The organism is Streptomyces sp. CGMCC 4.7035 (assembly GCF_031583065.1).
Classification (GTDB): domain Bacteria; phylum Actinomycetota; class Actinomycetes; order Streptomycetales; family Streptomycetaceae; genus Streptomyces; species Streptomyces yaanensis.
Window position 1 is genome coordinate 6,363,075 of the sequence record NZ_CP134053.1, and the last position, 13,465, is coordinate 6,376,539.

General features: G+C 72.1%; 13 protein-coding genes and 1 tRNA gene. 8 read left to right on the plus strand and 6 right to left on the minus strand.

The window, feature by feature from the left end:
- Positions 1-78: 78 nt before the first annotated feature.
- Positions 79-582 (plus strand): GNAT family N-acetyltransferase, encoded by a 504-nt coding sequence (locus Q2K21_RS27940; RefSeq protein ID WP_310776277.1) that lies wholly within the window; start codon positions 79-81, stop codon positions 580-582.
- Here Q2K21_RS27940 and Q2K21_RS27945 read toward each other — a convergent pair.
- Positions 579-2,729 carry an MDR family MFS transporter gene (locus tag Q2K21_RS27945; RefSeq protein ID WP_310776279.1) on the minus strand — a complete coding sequence of 717 codons (2,151 nt, stop codon included), beginning with the start codon at positions 2,727-2,729 and terminating at the stop codon, positions 579-581. The two genes, Q2K21_RS27940 and Q2K21_RS27945, sit on opposite strands and share 4 nt — an antisense overlap.
- A 224-nt stretch (positions 2,730-2,953) precedes the next feature.
- Here Q2K21_RS27945 and Q2K21_RS27950 point away from each other — a divergent pair, with 224 nt between their 5' ends.
- Positions 2,954-3,991 carry a peptidoglycan-binding domain-containing protein gene (locus tag Q2K21_RS27950; RefSeq protein ID WP_310776281.1) on the plus strand — a complete coding sequence of 346 codons (1,038 nt, stop codon included), beginning with the start codon at positions 2,954-2,956 and terminating at the stop codon, positions 3,989-3,991.
- A 118-nt stretch (positions 3,992-4,109) separates the two neighbouring features.
- Here Q2K21_RS27950 and Q2K21_RS27955 read toward each other — a convergent pair whose 3' ends face one another.
- The gene (locus Q2K21_RS27955; protein WP_310776283.1) at positions 4,110-4,775 is read right to left on the minus strand and encodes an HAD-IA family hydrolase; all 666 of its coding nucleotides are present in this window, start codon (positions 4,773-4,775) and stop codon (positions 4,110-4,112) included.
- 138 nt (positions 4,776-4,913) lie between these two features.
- Positions 4,914-5,495 carry a TMEM165/GDT1 family protein gene (locus tag Q2K21_RS27960; RefSeq protein WP_310776285.1) on the minus strand — a complete coding sequence of 194 codons (582 nt, stop codon included), beginning with the start codon at positions 5,493-5,495 and terminating at the stop codon, positions 4,914-4,916.
- Positions 5,496-5,900: 405 nt separating this feature from the next.
- Between Q2K21_RS27960 and Q2K21_RS27965 the strand changes: the two genes are divergently transcribed.
- The 3 genes from Q2K21_RS27965 (at position 5,901) to Q2K21_RS27975 (ending at position 9,471) form a co-directional block, all read left to right on the plus strand.
- A complete protein-coding gene (locus Q2K21_RS27965; protein WP_310776286.1) occupies positions 5,901-6,545 on the plus strand; it encodes an HNH endonuclease family protein in 645 nt (214 codons plus the stop codon).
- Between the two features lie 244 nt (positions 6,546-6,789).
- Positions 6,790-8,721 (plus strand): FAD/NAD(P)-binding protein, encoded by a 1,932-nt coding sequence (locus Q2K21_RS27970; protein WP_310781283.1) that lies wholly within the window; start codon positions 6,790-6,792, stop codon positions 8,719-8,721.
- Between the two features lie 165 nt (positions 8,722-8,886).
- A complete protein-coding gene (locus Q2K21_RS27975; protein ID WP_310776288.1) occupies positions 8,887-9,471 on the plus strand; it encodes a DedA family protein in 585 nt (194 codons plus the stop codon).
- Here the strand turns inward: Q2K21_RS27975 and Q2K21_RS27980 are convergent.
- Positions 9,443-9,691: a DUF2277 domain-containing protein gene (locus Q2K21_RS27980; protein WP_310776292.1), complete on the minus strand. Its 249-nt coding sequence runs from the start codon at positions 9,689-9,691 to the stop codon at positions 9,443-9,445. The genes Q2K21_RS27975 and Q2K21_RS27980 overlap by 29 nt on opposite strands.
- A gap of 90 nt (positions 9,692-9,781) precedes the next feature.
- On the opposite strand from Q2K21_RS27980, the gene Q2K21_RS27985 reads away from it, so the two are divergent.
- Together Q2K21_RS27985 and Q2K21_RS27990 are read left to right on the plus strand one after the other, a co-directional pair.
- Positions 9,782-10,552 carry an MBL fold metallo-hydrolase gene (locus Q2K21_RS27985; RefSeq protein WP_310776294.1) on the plus strand — a complete coding sequence of 257 codons (771 nt, stop codon included), beginning with the start codon at positions 9,782-9,784 and terminating at the stop codon, positions 10,550-10,552.
- 207 nt (positions 10,553-10,759) lie between these two features.
- Positions 10,760-11,671, plus strand: a complete 912-nt coding sequence (locus Q2K21_RS27990; RefSeq protein WP_310776296.1) for a ketopantoate reductase family protein — start codon at positions 10,760-10,762, stop codon at positions 11,669-11,671.
- A 4-nt stretch (positions 11,672-11,675) separates the two neighbouring features.
- Here Q2K21_RS27990 and Q2K21_RS27995 read toward each other — a convergent pair whose 3' ends face one another.
- Positions 11,676-12,569 (minus strand): LysR family transcriptional regulator, encoded by an 894-nt coding sequence (locus tag Q2K21_RS27995; protein WP_310776298.1) that lies wholly within the window; start codon positions 12,567-12,569, stop codon positions 11,676-11,678.
- 130 nt (positions 12,570-12,699) lie between these two features.
- On the opposite strand from Q2K21_RS27995, the gene Q2K21_RS28000 reads away from it, so the two are divergent.
- Positions 12,700-13,029, plus strand: coding sequence for a hypothetical protein (locus Q2K21_RS28000; RefSeq protein WP_310776300.1), 330 nt, complete (start codon positions 12,700-12,702; stop codon positions 13,027-13,029).
- Between the two features lie 88 nt (positions 13,030-13,117).
- Here the strand turns inward: Q2K21_RS28000 and Q2K21_RS28005 are convergent.
- Positions 13,118-13,192, minus strand: a tRNA-Val gene (locus tag Q2K21_RS28005).
- Positions 13,193-13,465: the final 273 nt, after the last annotated feature.

Sequence of the window (13,465 nt, forward strand, 5' to 3'; positions counted from 1 at the left end):
AGAGCCGGAGGGCGCACAACCGGAGGGCACGCATATTCAGTTGCGGGCCAGGTGGGGCCGCTCCGGAGAATGTCCGTCATGACCTGGACCGTCGCCCCGGAGCCCCATGACTCTCCCGTCGCCGCCGCACTGTGGCGGGCGTATTACACGGAGGTCAGCGACCGCTGGTACCAACGCTTCGAGGGGCGCACGACCGACCCGGACGAGCTGGAGCGTGAGATCGCCGCGGACACCGGCGCCTACCTGGCTCCGCCGAACGGGACGCTGCTGGTGGCCCGGCACGGGGGCGAGCCGGTGGGGACCGCGGGCGTACGGCTGCTGGACGCGGCCACCGCCGAGCTCAAGCGTGTCTTCGTGCGCGAGGAGATGCGCGGCCGGGGCGGCGCCCCGCTCCTCGTGGCCGCCGCCGAGGACGCGGCCCGGGCGCTCGGCGCGCGGCGGATCGTCCTCGACACCCGCAACGACCTGGTGGAGGCCCGCACCCTGTACGCGCGGCTCGGTTACACGGAGACCGAGCCGTACAACGACCACGAGTACGCGGAGCACTGGTTCAGCAAGCGGCTCGAAGGGGTCCGGGTCTAGGCCGCCCGGCCGAGCGGGCGGGTGCCCGGTCCGTTGTTGTGCGGGCGTTCCGCGTACGAGCCGCACATCTCCGTGGTCAGTTCCTGCACCAGCCTGACCAGGTCGGTCGGGCGGTCCGGCCCCCACCAGTCGCCGAGCAGTTCGGCCAGGGACTCCTCGCGGGCCTCGGCCAGTCGTTCGGCGACCTCGCGGCCCTGCTCGGTGAGGACGAGGTCGAGTCCCTCGCGTACGGCCAGCCGCCGCTCCTCCAGCTGCCGCGCGGCGGCGAGGATCACGTTCAGCGGGACCGTGCTGCGCTCGGCGAGCACCGCGGGCTCGGCCCAGCCGTACTTCTTGATCCGCAGCAGCAGCCAGCTCGCCGCGGGCAGCAGGTCGTAACCGGCTCGGCTGGTGATCTTCTCGTAGACCGCACGCCGTCCCTCCCGCGAGCCGAGCAGGGACAGCGCCCGGCACACCTCGTCGTACGACGAACGCTGCACCGGGTTGCTCGCCAGTGTCTCCGTCACGTCCGGCGCGGTCACCGAGCCGCGCAGCTTGTCCTCGCGCAGGAACCACGCCAGCACGAAGCCGAGGAGGGCGACCGGGGCGGCGTAGAGGAAGACGTCCGTGATGGAGGAGGCGAAGGCGTGCAGGACGCCGGGCCGTACGGTGGCCGGCAGGGCCGCGATGCCGCGCGGGTCGGCCTTCAGGGCGTCCGGGGTGACGCCCGCCGGGAGCGGCTGCCCCGCGAGCGCCGCCGTGAGCCGGCCGCCGAGCCGGCTCGCGAAGAGCGTGCCGAAGACGGCCACACCGAACGAGGCGCCGATGGACCGGAAGAAGGTGGCGCCGGAGGTGGCGACGCCCAGGTCCTCGTACGCCACCGCGTTCTGCACGATCAGCACCAGGACCTGCATGACCAGGCCGAGGCCCAGGCCGAAGACGAAGAAGTAGCCGCTCATCTCTGCCGTGCTGCTGCGCTCGTCGAGCTGGTGCAGCAGGAGCAGGCCGAGGGTCGTGACACCCGTACCGGCGATCGGGAACACCTTCCAGCGGCCGGTGCGACTGACGATCTGGCCGGACGCGGTGGACGACAGCAGCATGCCGAGCACCATCGGCAGCATGTGCACGCCGGACATGGTCGGCGTGATGCCCTGGACGATCTGCAGGAACGTCGGCAGGTACGTCATCGCGCCGAACATCGCGAAGCCGACGATGAAGCTGATGACCGCGGAGAGCGTGAAGGTGCGCACGCGGAAGAGCTTGAGCGGGAGGACGGGTTCGGCGGCCCGGCGTTCGACGAGCAGGAAGGCCACGAGCAGGAGTGCGCCGAGGACCGCCAGGCCGACGATCTGCGGCGAGGCCCAGCTCCAGGTGGTGCCGCCGAGGGAGGCGACCAGGACCAGACAGGTGGCGACGGAGGCGATGAGGAAGGTGCCGAGGTAGTCGATGACGTGCCGTTCGGACTTCCGCGGGATGCGCAGGACCGTCGCGATCACGGCGAGGGCGACGACACCGACGGGCAGGTTGACGTAGAACACCCAGCGCCAGCTCAGATGCTGGGTGAACAGGCCGCCGAGGAGCGGCCCGAGCACGCTGGTGGCGCCGAAGACGGCACCGAACAGCCCCTGGTACCGGCCGCGTTCCCGGGGCGGGACGATGTCCCCGACGATCGCCATGGACAGGACGATGAGTCCACCGCCGCCGAGCCCCTGGACGGCACGGAAGGCGATGAGTTCGGGCATGTTCTGCGCCATTCCGCACAGCGCGGAACCGGCCAGGAAGATCACGATCGCGGCCTGGAACAGCCTCTTGCGCCCGTACTGGTCGCCGAGCTTGCCCCACAGGGGGGTCGCGGCGGTCGAGGCGAGCAGATAGGCGGTGACCACCCACGACAGGTGTTCGAGACCGCCGAGATCGCTGACGATGGTGGGCAGCGCGGTCGACACGATCGTCTGGTCGAGGGCGGCGAGCAGCATGCCCAGCAGCAGCGCTCCGATGGAGACGAGGACACCGCCGTGCACGCCCTCGTCACCGGGCGCGGCGTGCCGTCCCACGACGGGACCGCCTGAGCCGGTATCGGTGCCGGCACCGGCACTGGCACCGGTCCCGGGCCCGCGTATCTCGGCCTCCGGTGCCTCTCCCGCTCCGCCCTCTGCGTCACCGGTCATGGCGACCTCCCATGGACAGTCGTACGGACTTGACGGACCGGGCCCGGGCATCACGCTCCGCGCGGCCTCGGGGGTCTCGTCCATCGTGCTCTCTCATCGTGGTCGGTGTGGCCGGTTATGGCCTGTTGAGTACCGATGGGAAGCGGAGATTCCGGGGGTCACCGGGAGATTCTGTGGGGGAGATCTGCATAATCTCTGGAATTCGGTGGGGAGGGGACCCAAGCGTGAACGGAACGAACGGACAGGCCTGCCCGGAGTGCGGGGCGCCACGGCGGCCGGACGGCACGCCGTCGTGCGGATGCACCCGGCGGGCGTCCGACGCGCTCCGGGACGCGCGTACGGCGGAGGCGGCAGCGGCGGAGGACTTCGATCCGTTGCGGATCAGGCCGTACGTGGGGCTGGGCGCCCCCACCGTGGACGGCGAAACCGACGCACCGGCGCACGACGCGGCCCCGGACGAGACGATGCGGCTGACGGCCGTGCCGCAGGAGCACACCCCGGACAGGGCGGCCGCGGCCGAGACGGTATCGCTCGCGGCCGTGCCGGACGGGACGGCGGCGTTCTCGGGCGCCGCCGCAGCGGACGAGACCATGCGGCTCGGAACCGTACGGGACGTGCCCGGCACCTCCGCGTCGGCGGGCGAGGAGCCACCGGTCCCCAGGCGTCGGCGATGGACCCTCCTGCTGGCGGCAGGTGGAGCGGTCGTCGCGGTCGTGGCGGCCGCGGGGTTCGCCAGCGGGCTGTTCTCGTACGACCCTCCGGAGCGGAAGGCGGCGCTGCCCCAGGACGTACGGGCGACCCTGCCGGAGAAGTCGCCGTCGAGCGGATCGTCGGCACCGGCGGCCCGGGCGTCCGCCTCGGCGTCGGCATCGTCGTCGGCGAGCGGGAAGCCGTCGCCGAGCGCCAGCGAGTCGCCCTCGCCGTCGAGCACGTCGCCGAGCCCGTCCTCCTCGCCCACGCCGAGCCAGGCGCCGACGACCGCGCCGGCCGGCGGCTCGCCGTCGCCGACGCCGTCCAGCAGCCACGAGCAGCCCATCGGCCCGGTCCTGCGCCGCGGCGACAACAATGCCGAGGTCAAGGAACTCCAGCTCCGCCTGACTCAGATCGGCCTGTACTCCGGCCCCGCCAAGGGCAGGTTCGACAGCCAGGTGGAGAACGCCGTCCGTAATTACCAGTTCTCCCGCGGCATCACGGGAGACGAGTGGGGCGTGTACGGGCCGGCGACGCGGACGAAGCTGGAGTCGGAGACGACCGAGCCGTAGGCGGACGGAACGGTCCGCGGGAATTCGACGACAGGGCCCAGGCGGTACAGCGGAGCCGTCGGCGGCGGGCATCCGGCTGCCGAAGGTGACCGCTCAGTCAGCCGAGGCGACCGCCCGGTCAGCCGAAGTGCACTCGGATCGTCCCGTCGGCGGCGGCCTCCGCCCGTACCCGCTGTAGGTCCCGGATCAGGACGTCGGGGCGGTGCAGCGCGGCCCGGGGGCCGACGCCCACCACCCGCATCCCGGCGGCGCGCCCCGCGGCGATACCCGCGCCGGAGTCCTCGAACACGACGCAGTCCTCGGGCGCGACGCCCAGTTCGGCGGCGCCCTTGAGGAAACCCTCGGGGTCCGGCTTGCTCGCGCCGACGGACTCGGCGGTGATCCGCACGTCGGGCAGCCGCAGACCCGCGGCAGCCATGCGCGCGGTCGACAGCGCCACGTCCGCCGAGGTCACGAGGGCGTGCGGGAGGCCGGCGAGGGAGGCGAGGAACGCGGCGGCGCCGGGGACCTCGACCACGCCGTCCATGTCGGCGGTCTCCTCCGCGAGCATGCGGGCGTTGTCGGCGTGGTTCTGCTCCATGGGGCGGTTCGGCAGCAGGACGGCCATCGAGGCATAGCCCTGGCGTCCGTGCACGACCTTCATGACCTCGTCGGCGTCCAGCCCATGCCGCTCGGCCCAGCGCCGCCAGCAACGCTCCACGACGGCATCGGAGTTGACGAGGGTGCCGTCCATGTCCAGGAGAAGGGCGCGGGCGGTGAGAACGGTCGTGGCCGTCATCGGCATGGCTCCAGAGCGCGGGAAGGGGGCCGGCGGGCACCCCTGGGGACAAGGCGGCCCCGCCCGCCGGTCAGGGAAAGCGAGCGGGAGCCACTTTGTTTCTCCACGATACAAAACGGCTCCGCCTCACGCCACCGCACCCCGTCACACCGCGACGGCCTCGTACAGGCTCCACACCCCGAGGGCGAGCATCAGCAGCGCCGCGACCTTCGTGATCAGCCGCAGCGGCACCCTCTTCATCAGCGCCTTGCCGCCGACGATGCCGAGGCCCGCGACCGCCCACAGCGCGAGGACCGCGCCGAGACCCACCGACAGCGGGTCGTCGTAACGGGCCGCGAGGTTCGCCGTCATGATCTGGGTGAGGTCGCCGAACTCGGCGACCAGGATGAGCATGAAGCCCGCCGCCGACACCTTCCAGAAGCTCTGGTTCTCGGGCTTGCGGATCTCCTCGTCGCCGTCGTCCTTCTTCATCAGCAGCATGGCGGCGCCGCCGAGGAAGAGCACTCCGGTGAGCGCGTGCACGATCTGCTGCGGGAGCAGGGTCAGCACGCTGCCCGCCGCGACGGCGAGCGCGACGTGCAGCGCGAAGGCGGCGGCGACACCGGCGAAGACGTACGAGGCGCGGTAGCGGGTGCCGAGGACGAGTCCGGCGAGGGCCGTCTTGTCCGGCAGCTCGGCCAGGAAGACGACGCCGAAGACGAGCGCCAGGACGGTGATGCTGATCAAGGTTCCTCAATCGGTCGGGGCTGCCCCACCGAGAGTGCTGCGACTGCTGTGACTGCTGCGACACCTCGGCACGGCAGCACACGGTTCACCCGTGCCGTACGGCACGGGCGTGCACTGCTTGCCGAAGGTCTCGCTGGCGGATCCACAGGGTGGGTCCGCCTCCGGGCGCCGGCTCAGGCTGGCTGAGCAGTATGTCGACGGTCCGGCGAAGAGCTACTCCCCTTCTGCGCCGTCCATCGTACGCGACCGCCGGGCGGGTCCCGCTGAGCCGAAAGTCACACCGGGCCCTTGTTTTGTCATGTACGCGTCACTAGCTTCTTACCTAACACACACCTGACGGCAACAACCCCCCGCGAGCATTCCTTCGCCCGCACCCCAAAACCCCCACCCCACAAGGGAGTTCGCATGCCCAAGGTCTACGCGCGTCGACGCCTGAGCATACTCGCGGCGCTTACCGGAGTCATGGCCTCCGTCGGACTTTTCAACGGTCCGACCGCCTCCGCCGCGCTCCCCACCCCGGTCAGCGCCGCCACCGCCCGCACCTACCTCGCCTCGCTCACCGTGGCGACGGAGGACCGCACCGGCTACAGCCGCTCCCTGTTCCCGACCTGGATCACCATCAGCGGCACCTGCAACACCCGCGAGTACATCCTCAAGCGGGACGGCACGAACGTCGTCACCGACTCCTCCTGCGCGGCCACCAGCGGCAGCTGGTACTCCCCGTACGACGGCGCCACCTGGACCGCCGCCTCCGACCTGGACATCGACCACCTCGTCCCGCTCGCCGAGGCGTGGGACTCCGGCGCGAGCCAGTGGACCACCTCGGAGCGCCAGGCCTTCGCCAACGACATCACCCGTCCGCAGCTGCTCGCCGTCACGGACAACGTGAACCAGTCCAAGGGCGACCAGGACCCGGCCACCTGGATGCCGTCGCGCACCGCCTACCGGTGCACCTACGTCCGAGCCTGGGTGCAGGTGAAGTACTACTACGACCTCTCGGTCGACTCGGCCGAGAAGAGCGCCCTCCAGAGCTACCTCGCGAGCTGCTGATCCCCGGCCCGCCTCTCCCCCTCGTCTCCGTCGTTCCGTACCGTACGGGGCGACGGAGGCGCTGACGACCGTGGAGGAGTCACCCCTGACCACCCCATGAGGGACAACTGGGGCGTGTGGGACGCGCGTTGGTTTCCGTGGCCCACCCCGGCATGATGAGGCGGACCGTCCGCTTCCAAGGGACGGTCCGCTGCCATATGCGTCCCCCACACGCCCGGGAGTCACCCTTTTGTCTGCCGCGACCATGGAACCCGTGCCGGTCTCCGTCGCCCTCGTCGGCGCGGGTCCGCGCGGCACGAGTGTCCTGGAACGCCTCTGCGCCTCCGCGCCCGAACTGCTCCCGCCCGGGGCGCGGTTGACGGTGCACGTCGTCGACCCGGCGCCGCCGGGACCGGGGCGGGTCTGGCGCACAGCGCAGTCGCCGGAGCTGCTGATGAACACGGTGGCCTGCCAGGTGACGCTGTTCACCGACGAGAGCGTGGAGTGCGCGGGGCCCGTCCGGCCGGGGCCGAGCCTGCATGAGTGGGCGCGGGACAACCGGGCGGAGGGGGATGCGGAGGCGTACGGGAAGGCCCTGGGTCCCGACGACTACCCGACCCGCGCCCAGTACGGCCGTTACCTGGAGTGGGTGTTCGCCCACGTGGTGGACGGCGCGCCGGACGCCCTGCGGGTCGAGGTGCACACCGCCCGCGCGATACGCCTGGACGACGCACCCGACGGCCGTCAGACGCTCACCCTCTCCACCGGCCGGACCCTGACCGGTCTGTCCGCCGTGGTCCTCGCCCAGGGGCACCTCCCCACGGTCCCGGACCCCGGCCACGAACGGCTCGCGGCGCACGCGGCCCGCCACGGCCTGCGTCACATCCCGCCCGCCAACCCCGCGGACGTCGATCTCTCCCCGCTCGCCCCCGGCGAACCGGTCCTGCTGCGCGGCCTGGGCCTGAACTTCTTCGACCACATGGCCCTGCTGACGACGGGCCGCGGCGGCCGCTTCGTCCGCACCGCCGACGGGCTGCGCTACCGCCCCTCGGGCCGCGAGCCGCGACTGTACGCCGGTTCGCGGCGCGGCGTTCCGTACCAGGCGCGCGGCGACAACGCGAAGGGCCCCTACGGCCGCCATGCGCCGCTGCTGCTGACGGACGAGGCCATAGCCCGGTTCCGCAAGCGCGCGGACTCCGGGGAGGCACCGGACTTCCTCGCGGAGATATGGCCGTTGGTGGCGAAGGAGGTGGAAACGGTCTACTACGAGGCCCTGCTGGGCAGCCGGGACGCCGGGCGACCCGACTTCCGGGACCGCTTTCTCGCCACAGGCCACGGCGGCCCGGAGGAGAGCGCCCTGCTCGACGAGTTCGGCATATCCCGTACGGACCGCTGGTGCTGGGACCGCATCTCCCGTCCCTATACGGGAGTCACCTTCGACTCGGTGTCCAAATGGCGGAGTTGGCTTCTCGACCACCTCCGCGAGGACGCCGCACAGGCCGCGCTCGGGAATGTCGAGGGCCCGCTCAAGGCCGCCCTGGACGTGCTGCGCGACCTGCGCAACGAGGTGCGGCTGATCGTCGACCACGGCGGTCTGTCGGGCGCCTCCCGCCGGGACCATCTCGACCGCTGGTACACCCCGCTCAACGCCTTCCTGTCCATCGGTCCGCCCAGGCGGCGCATCGAGGAGATGACCGCCCTGATCGAGGCGGGTGTCCTGGAGGTCGTGGGCCCGCGCCTGGAGGTGCGGGACGAGGCCGGGGCCTGGGTCGCGCACTCCCCCGACGTCCCGGGCTCGACCGTACGCGTCCGCACACTCGTCGAGGCGCGGCTGCCGGAGCCGGATCTGCGGCGCACCGCCGACACACTCCTCGCGGCCCTGTTCCGGACGGGCGGATGCCGGCCGCACACCGTGGACGGTTACGAAACCGGAGGCCTGGACGTCACACCGCGCCCCTACCGTCTGATCGACCGCCAGGGCACCGCGCACCCGAGGCGATTCGCCTTCGGCGTCCCCACGGAGGGCGTGCACTGGGTGACCGCGGCGGGCGCCCGGCCCGGCGTGGACTCGGTCACCTTGTCGGACGCCGACGCGGTGGCGCGGGCGGTTCTGCGTACGGCGGAGGCGGAGGCGGAAGCGGAACCGCGAACGGGGTCGGACCCATGGCCGAATGTTGAACTCGCAAGGATTGATTAGGGCTGCCGCGGCCCAACCTGCGGGCTCGCACGCCCCATCAGCCCCCGACGCATCTCGTGTCACTGGCGCCGCGTAGGGTGGGCGGCTGTCACAGGCCGCTCCTGCCGCTCCCCGCGACACCGCGGCACGCAGTTGCCTACGGGGGAGTCGGACGGGGAGTTCGGGGTGTTCGAGAGTATGGGGTCGCTGACCGGCACCCCTTGGATCTATGCCGTGGTGGCCGCTTCCGTCCTGCTGGACGTCTTCCTGCCCGTGCTGCCGAGCGGCGTCCTGGTCATCACGGCGGCGACCGCGGCGGTCGCGGATGTACCGGGCGTCCTGGCACTCGCGCTCTGCGCGGCGACGGCCTCGGTCCTGGGCGACCTGGTGGCGTACCGCCTGGCCTGGCGCGGCGGCGCCCGACTGGACCGGGCGATCGCCCGCTCGCGTCGGCTGACGAGCGCACAGGAACGCCTCGGTGCGGCACTCGCGCGCGGCGGCGGCGCGCTGGTGATCCTGGCCCGGTTCGCGCCCGCGGGCCGCTCGGTGGTCTCCCTCGCCGCGGGCGCCGCCCGTCGCCGCGCCCGCGACTTCCTGCCCTGGTCGGCGCTCGCGGGTGTCACCTGGGCCGCGTACAGCGTGGCCCTCGGCTATTTCGGCGGCCAGTGGCTGGGCGCGACCTGGCTGGCGACGGGCGTCTCGGTGGCGGCCCTGTTCGCGGCGGGCGCGGGCGCGGGCTACCTCATGCGCCGCCCGGCACCGCAGGAGTAGCGTCCCGGGAGCGTCCTCTTACCTCCAGACCGGCGAGCAGTTCGGCGGTGGCCTCGGCGATCGCGTCGACCGCGTGGTCGAACACCTCGCGGTTGTGGGCGGCCGGGGCGCGGAAGCCGGAGACCTTGCGCACGAACTGGAGCGCGGCGGCGCGGATCTCCTCCTCCGTGGCGTCCTCGGGGATGGCGGGCGGTCGGAGCGTCTTGATGCTGCGGCACATGGGTCCAGTTTCGCGCCATCGCCCGGCCGATACCCGTCCTCCCGCGAAACGAGGGGAATACCCCCGCTCCCCCGCCGGATTGTGCAGGGCATGACCACTGTGGACATCCTCTACGTGGGCGGCCCCACCGCCGTCATCGAGCTGGGCGGCGTTCGTCTGCTCACGGACCCGACCTTCGACGCCCCGGGCGAGTACCCCATCGGCTCGCGCAGCCTGGTCAAGACGGCCGGCCCCGCGCTTTCGGCGACGGAGATCGCCCCGGTCGACGCCGTACTGCTCTCCCACGACCAGCACCCGGACAACCTCGACACGGCGGGCCGCGGCTACCTCGCCGAGGTCCCGCTGACCCTGTCCACGGCCTCGGCGTACGACCGTGTCGGCGCCCCCGTGCGGGCCCTGCCGTCCTGGGAGCACGTGGATCTGCCGCGCCCGACCGGCGGGGTGCTGCGCGTGACGGCCGTGCCCGCGCTCCACGGCCCGGAGGGCAGCGAGCCGCTCGTCGGCGAGGTCACCGGGTTCGTCCTGTCCGGCGAGGGGCTGCCCACGGTGTACGTCAGCGGCGACAACGCCTCCCTCGACGTGGTCCGTACGATCGCGGGCCGGCTCGGCCCGGTCGACGTGGCCGTCCTGTTCGCGGGCGCCGCCCGCACCCCGCTCGTGCCGGACGCCCCGCTGACGCTGACGAGCGGGGCGGCGGCCGAGGCGGCGCGGATCCTCGGCGCCCGTCATGTGGTCCCGCTGCACTTCGAGCACTGGGCGCACTTCACCCAGGACGGCGCGACGCTGACGAAGGCGTTCGCGGAGGCGGGCCTGGCGGACCGTCTGCACCTGTTGGAGCCGGGGGCCTCGGTACGGCTGTAGAGGCATCTCCTTGAAGCACTTCCTTGAAGCACTTCCTTGAAGCACTTCCTTGAAGCACTTCCTTGAGCACTTCACTTGAGCACTTCCTTGAAGGATTTCCTTGGGGGTCGGCAAGTTCCCCCGAGGATTGACTGGACTCCGCGCCCCTTGTGATCATCGCCGGGGGTCCTCGGACCGGGGGCCCGACGCGAGGATCGGGGACGGGACATGGCGAACGGCGACCTCACGGTGGCGGTGCTGGGTCCGGGCGGGGTCGGCGGTCTGCTCGCCGCACTGCTGGCCCGGGCCGGACACCGGGTGATCTGTCTGGCGGGGGACGAGACCGCGCGGACGCTGCGCGAGCAGGGCATCCTCGTCCGCGGTGAGCGGTTCGGAGAGTTCACGGCGCGGGTCGAGGCGGACACGGAACTGCGCGAGACGGCCGACATCGTGCTCGTCGCGGTGAAGCACACCGCGCTCGACGCCGCGCTGGAGCGCGTACCGGCGAAGGCACTGGCCGAGGACGCGCTGGTCGTACCCCTGCTGAACGGCGTGGAACACCCGGCCGCCCTGCGCGAGCGCTACGGCGTCGAGCGGGTGGCGCCCGCCGTCATCCGCGTCGAGTCGACGCGGATCGCGCCCGGGGTGATCGAGCACGGCAGTCCGTTCGTGGAGGTCGACCTGACCGGGGACGCCGTGGCGCGCGGCCGCCTCGACCGGCTCGCCGGGGCCCTGGAGTGGGCGGGCGTACAGGTCCGTGTGCTGGACGGGGAGGCGGCGGCCCTGTGGGCGAAGATGGCGTTCCTCGCGCCGCTCGCGCTGCTGACGACGCGGTACGGCGTGCCGCTCGGCGAGGTCCGCACCCGCCACCGCGAGGAGTTGGTGTCCCTGGTGGAGGAGACGGCGGCGGTCGGCCGGGCGTGCGGAGCGGCCACGGACGCGGCGGCGGCACTCGCCCGCTACGACTCCTTCCCGCCGGAGATGAGGTCGTCGATGCAGCGCGACGCGGAAGCGGGCCGCCCGCTCGAACTCGACGCGATCGGCGGGGCGTTGCTGCGTGCGGCGGAGCGGCACGGGGTGGCAGTGCCGGTGGCGACGCGGCTCGTGCGGGAGCTGGGCTGGTCGTTCCTGGGTTCCTGAGCTTTCATGGCCCGGTGTTGTGCCGGGTGACGGTGTCGGCGAAGGCGCGGGCGGACGGGGACAGGGTGTCCCAGCGGCGTACGGCCCAGCCGACGGCGAGCGGCGGCAGTTCGGGGACGGGTATGAACCGCAGCCCGGGCCGGCCGTGGGCGCGCCAGCCGGGCAGATCGGGGACGACGGCATGGCCGACGCCCAGTTCGGCGAGGAGGATGGCGGTGTCCCAGTCGGCGACGCTGGTGTCGGAGGCGGCGGCCGGTATCCCCAACTCGGCGTAGGCGGCTTCGAGTCGGTGGCGCGAGCTGGAGCCCTCGGGCAGACCGACGAGCCGCAGCCCGGCCAGGTCGGCGGCCTCGACCCGCTCCCGTCCGGCGAGTTCGTCGTCGGCGGGGACCGCGAGCACCCAGGGCAGCTGGACGACGGGCCGCTGCTCGACTCCGCGCACGGGCGCCCCGAGGGTCACCCAGGCCAGGTCGAGGCCGGGCTCCCGCAAGGCGTCGAAGCAGCGCCGGCTGGAGCTCTCGGTCCGGAACTCCAGGCTGACCCGAGGATGCCGCCGCCGGAACTCGGCGACCGCGGCGGCCATGAAGTGCCGCACGGTGACGCTTCCGGTGGCGATCCGTACGACGCCGCCGTCCCCGCGGGCGATCTCCGCGAGCCTGCGCAGCGCCAGGTCCAGCCCGGAGATCCCCTCCGCGGCGGCCTGCTGGAGCACCCGCCCGGCCCGGGTGGGCACGACCCCGCGGGACTGCCGCTCCACCAGTCCGACCCCCACCTCGCGTTCCAGCCGTCGTACGTGCTGGCTGACGGCCGACTGGGTGCAGCCCAGCTCCCGGGCGACGGCGCTCAAGCTGCCGGCGCGGCAGACGGCGACGAAGACACGCAGATCATCGAGGGTCACGGCGCTCAACGGTAGCCGCGGGCCAGGTCAGCGCGTGCACCCGTCAACAATCCACAAGATCAGACAACCGTTCGAGTGAAGCGGAGGAAGCGGCTCGCACCAGAAAATCGAACAGGCGTAGCATTGCGGCGTGGCTGCGACCTATGACTTTCCGAGTGACCTCCTCGCCGGTCAGGAGGAGCTGCATCAGGTCCGGGCAGAGCTCCTGACCCTGCTGAAGCGGCTTCCCTGGTCGGTGGAACCGCTGGACGGCTTCAGCGACGACAACGGCTGGCGCAAGGTGGAGCGCCCCGCCTCCCCGGGCTGGACCGAGGACGAACAGGCCGAGGTGGAAAAGCTCCGGCAGCGCGAGCGGGAGCTCGCGGTGTTCATCTCCTGCCACCGCTTCTGGGCGGAGGTGGCGACCGAGGACAAGGTGGCCACGCGGATGCGCTTGAAGCACGAGCACGAGAACGAGTGAACGCCGAACAGCACACCAGGAACGCCCCCGGGCACAGGAGAGGCCTCCCGGGGCGATCCCCGGGAGGCCTCTGACCTGCTGTCCATCCTGGTGGGCGCGGACGGTTTCGAACCGCCGACATCCTGCTTGTAAGGCAGGCGCTCTACCCCTGAGCTACGCACCCGAGACGAGTCGACAGCCTACATTGCCCGGGGGTGTGTCCTGCAAACCTGTGCAGCCAGGAGGGCCAGTGCTGGGGATAACCCCACCGTTCCTTGGCAGTGAGCGGGAGTGAGTCCGTCCACCGGCACGCCCCGAACGGTTCTGGGCGCACTGGTCGTCCGCTTTCGCAACCGGACGGCGACACGAATCCTGTCCGTGGTCCAGTCCCGGAAGGGCGGAGTCCCTCACGACCTGGCCAGGTGAACGCGGCCAGAGGCGACGGGGAGGCCCTGAA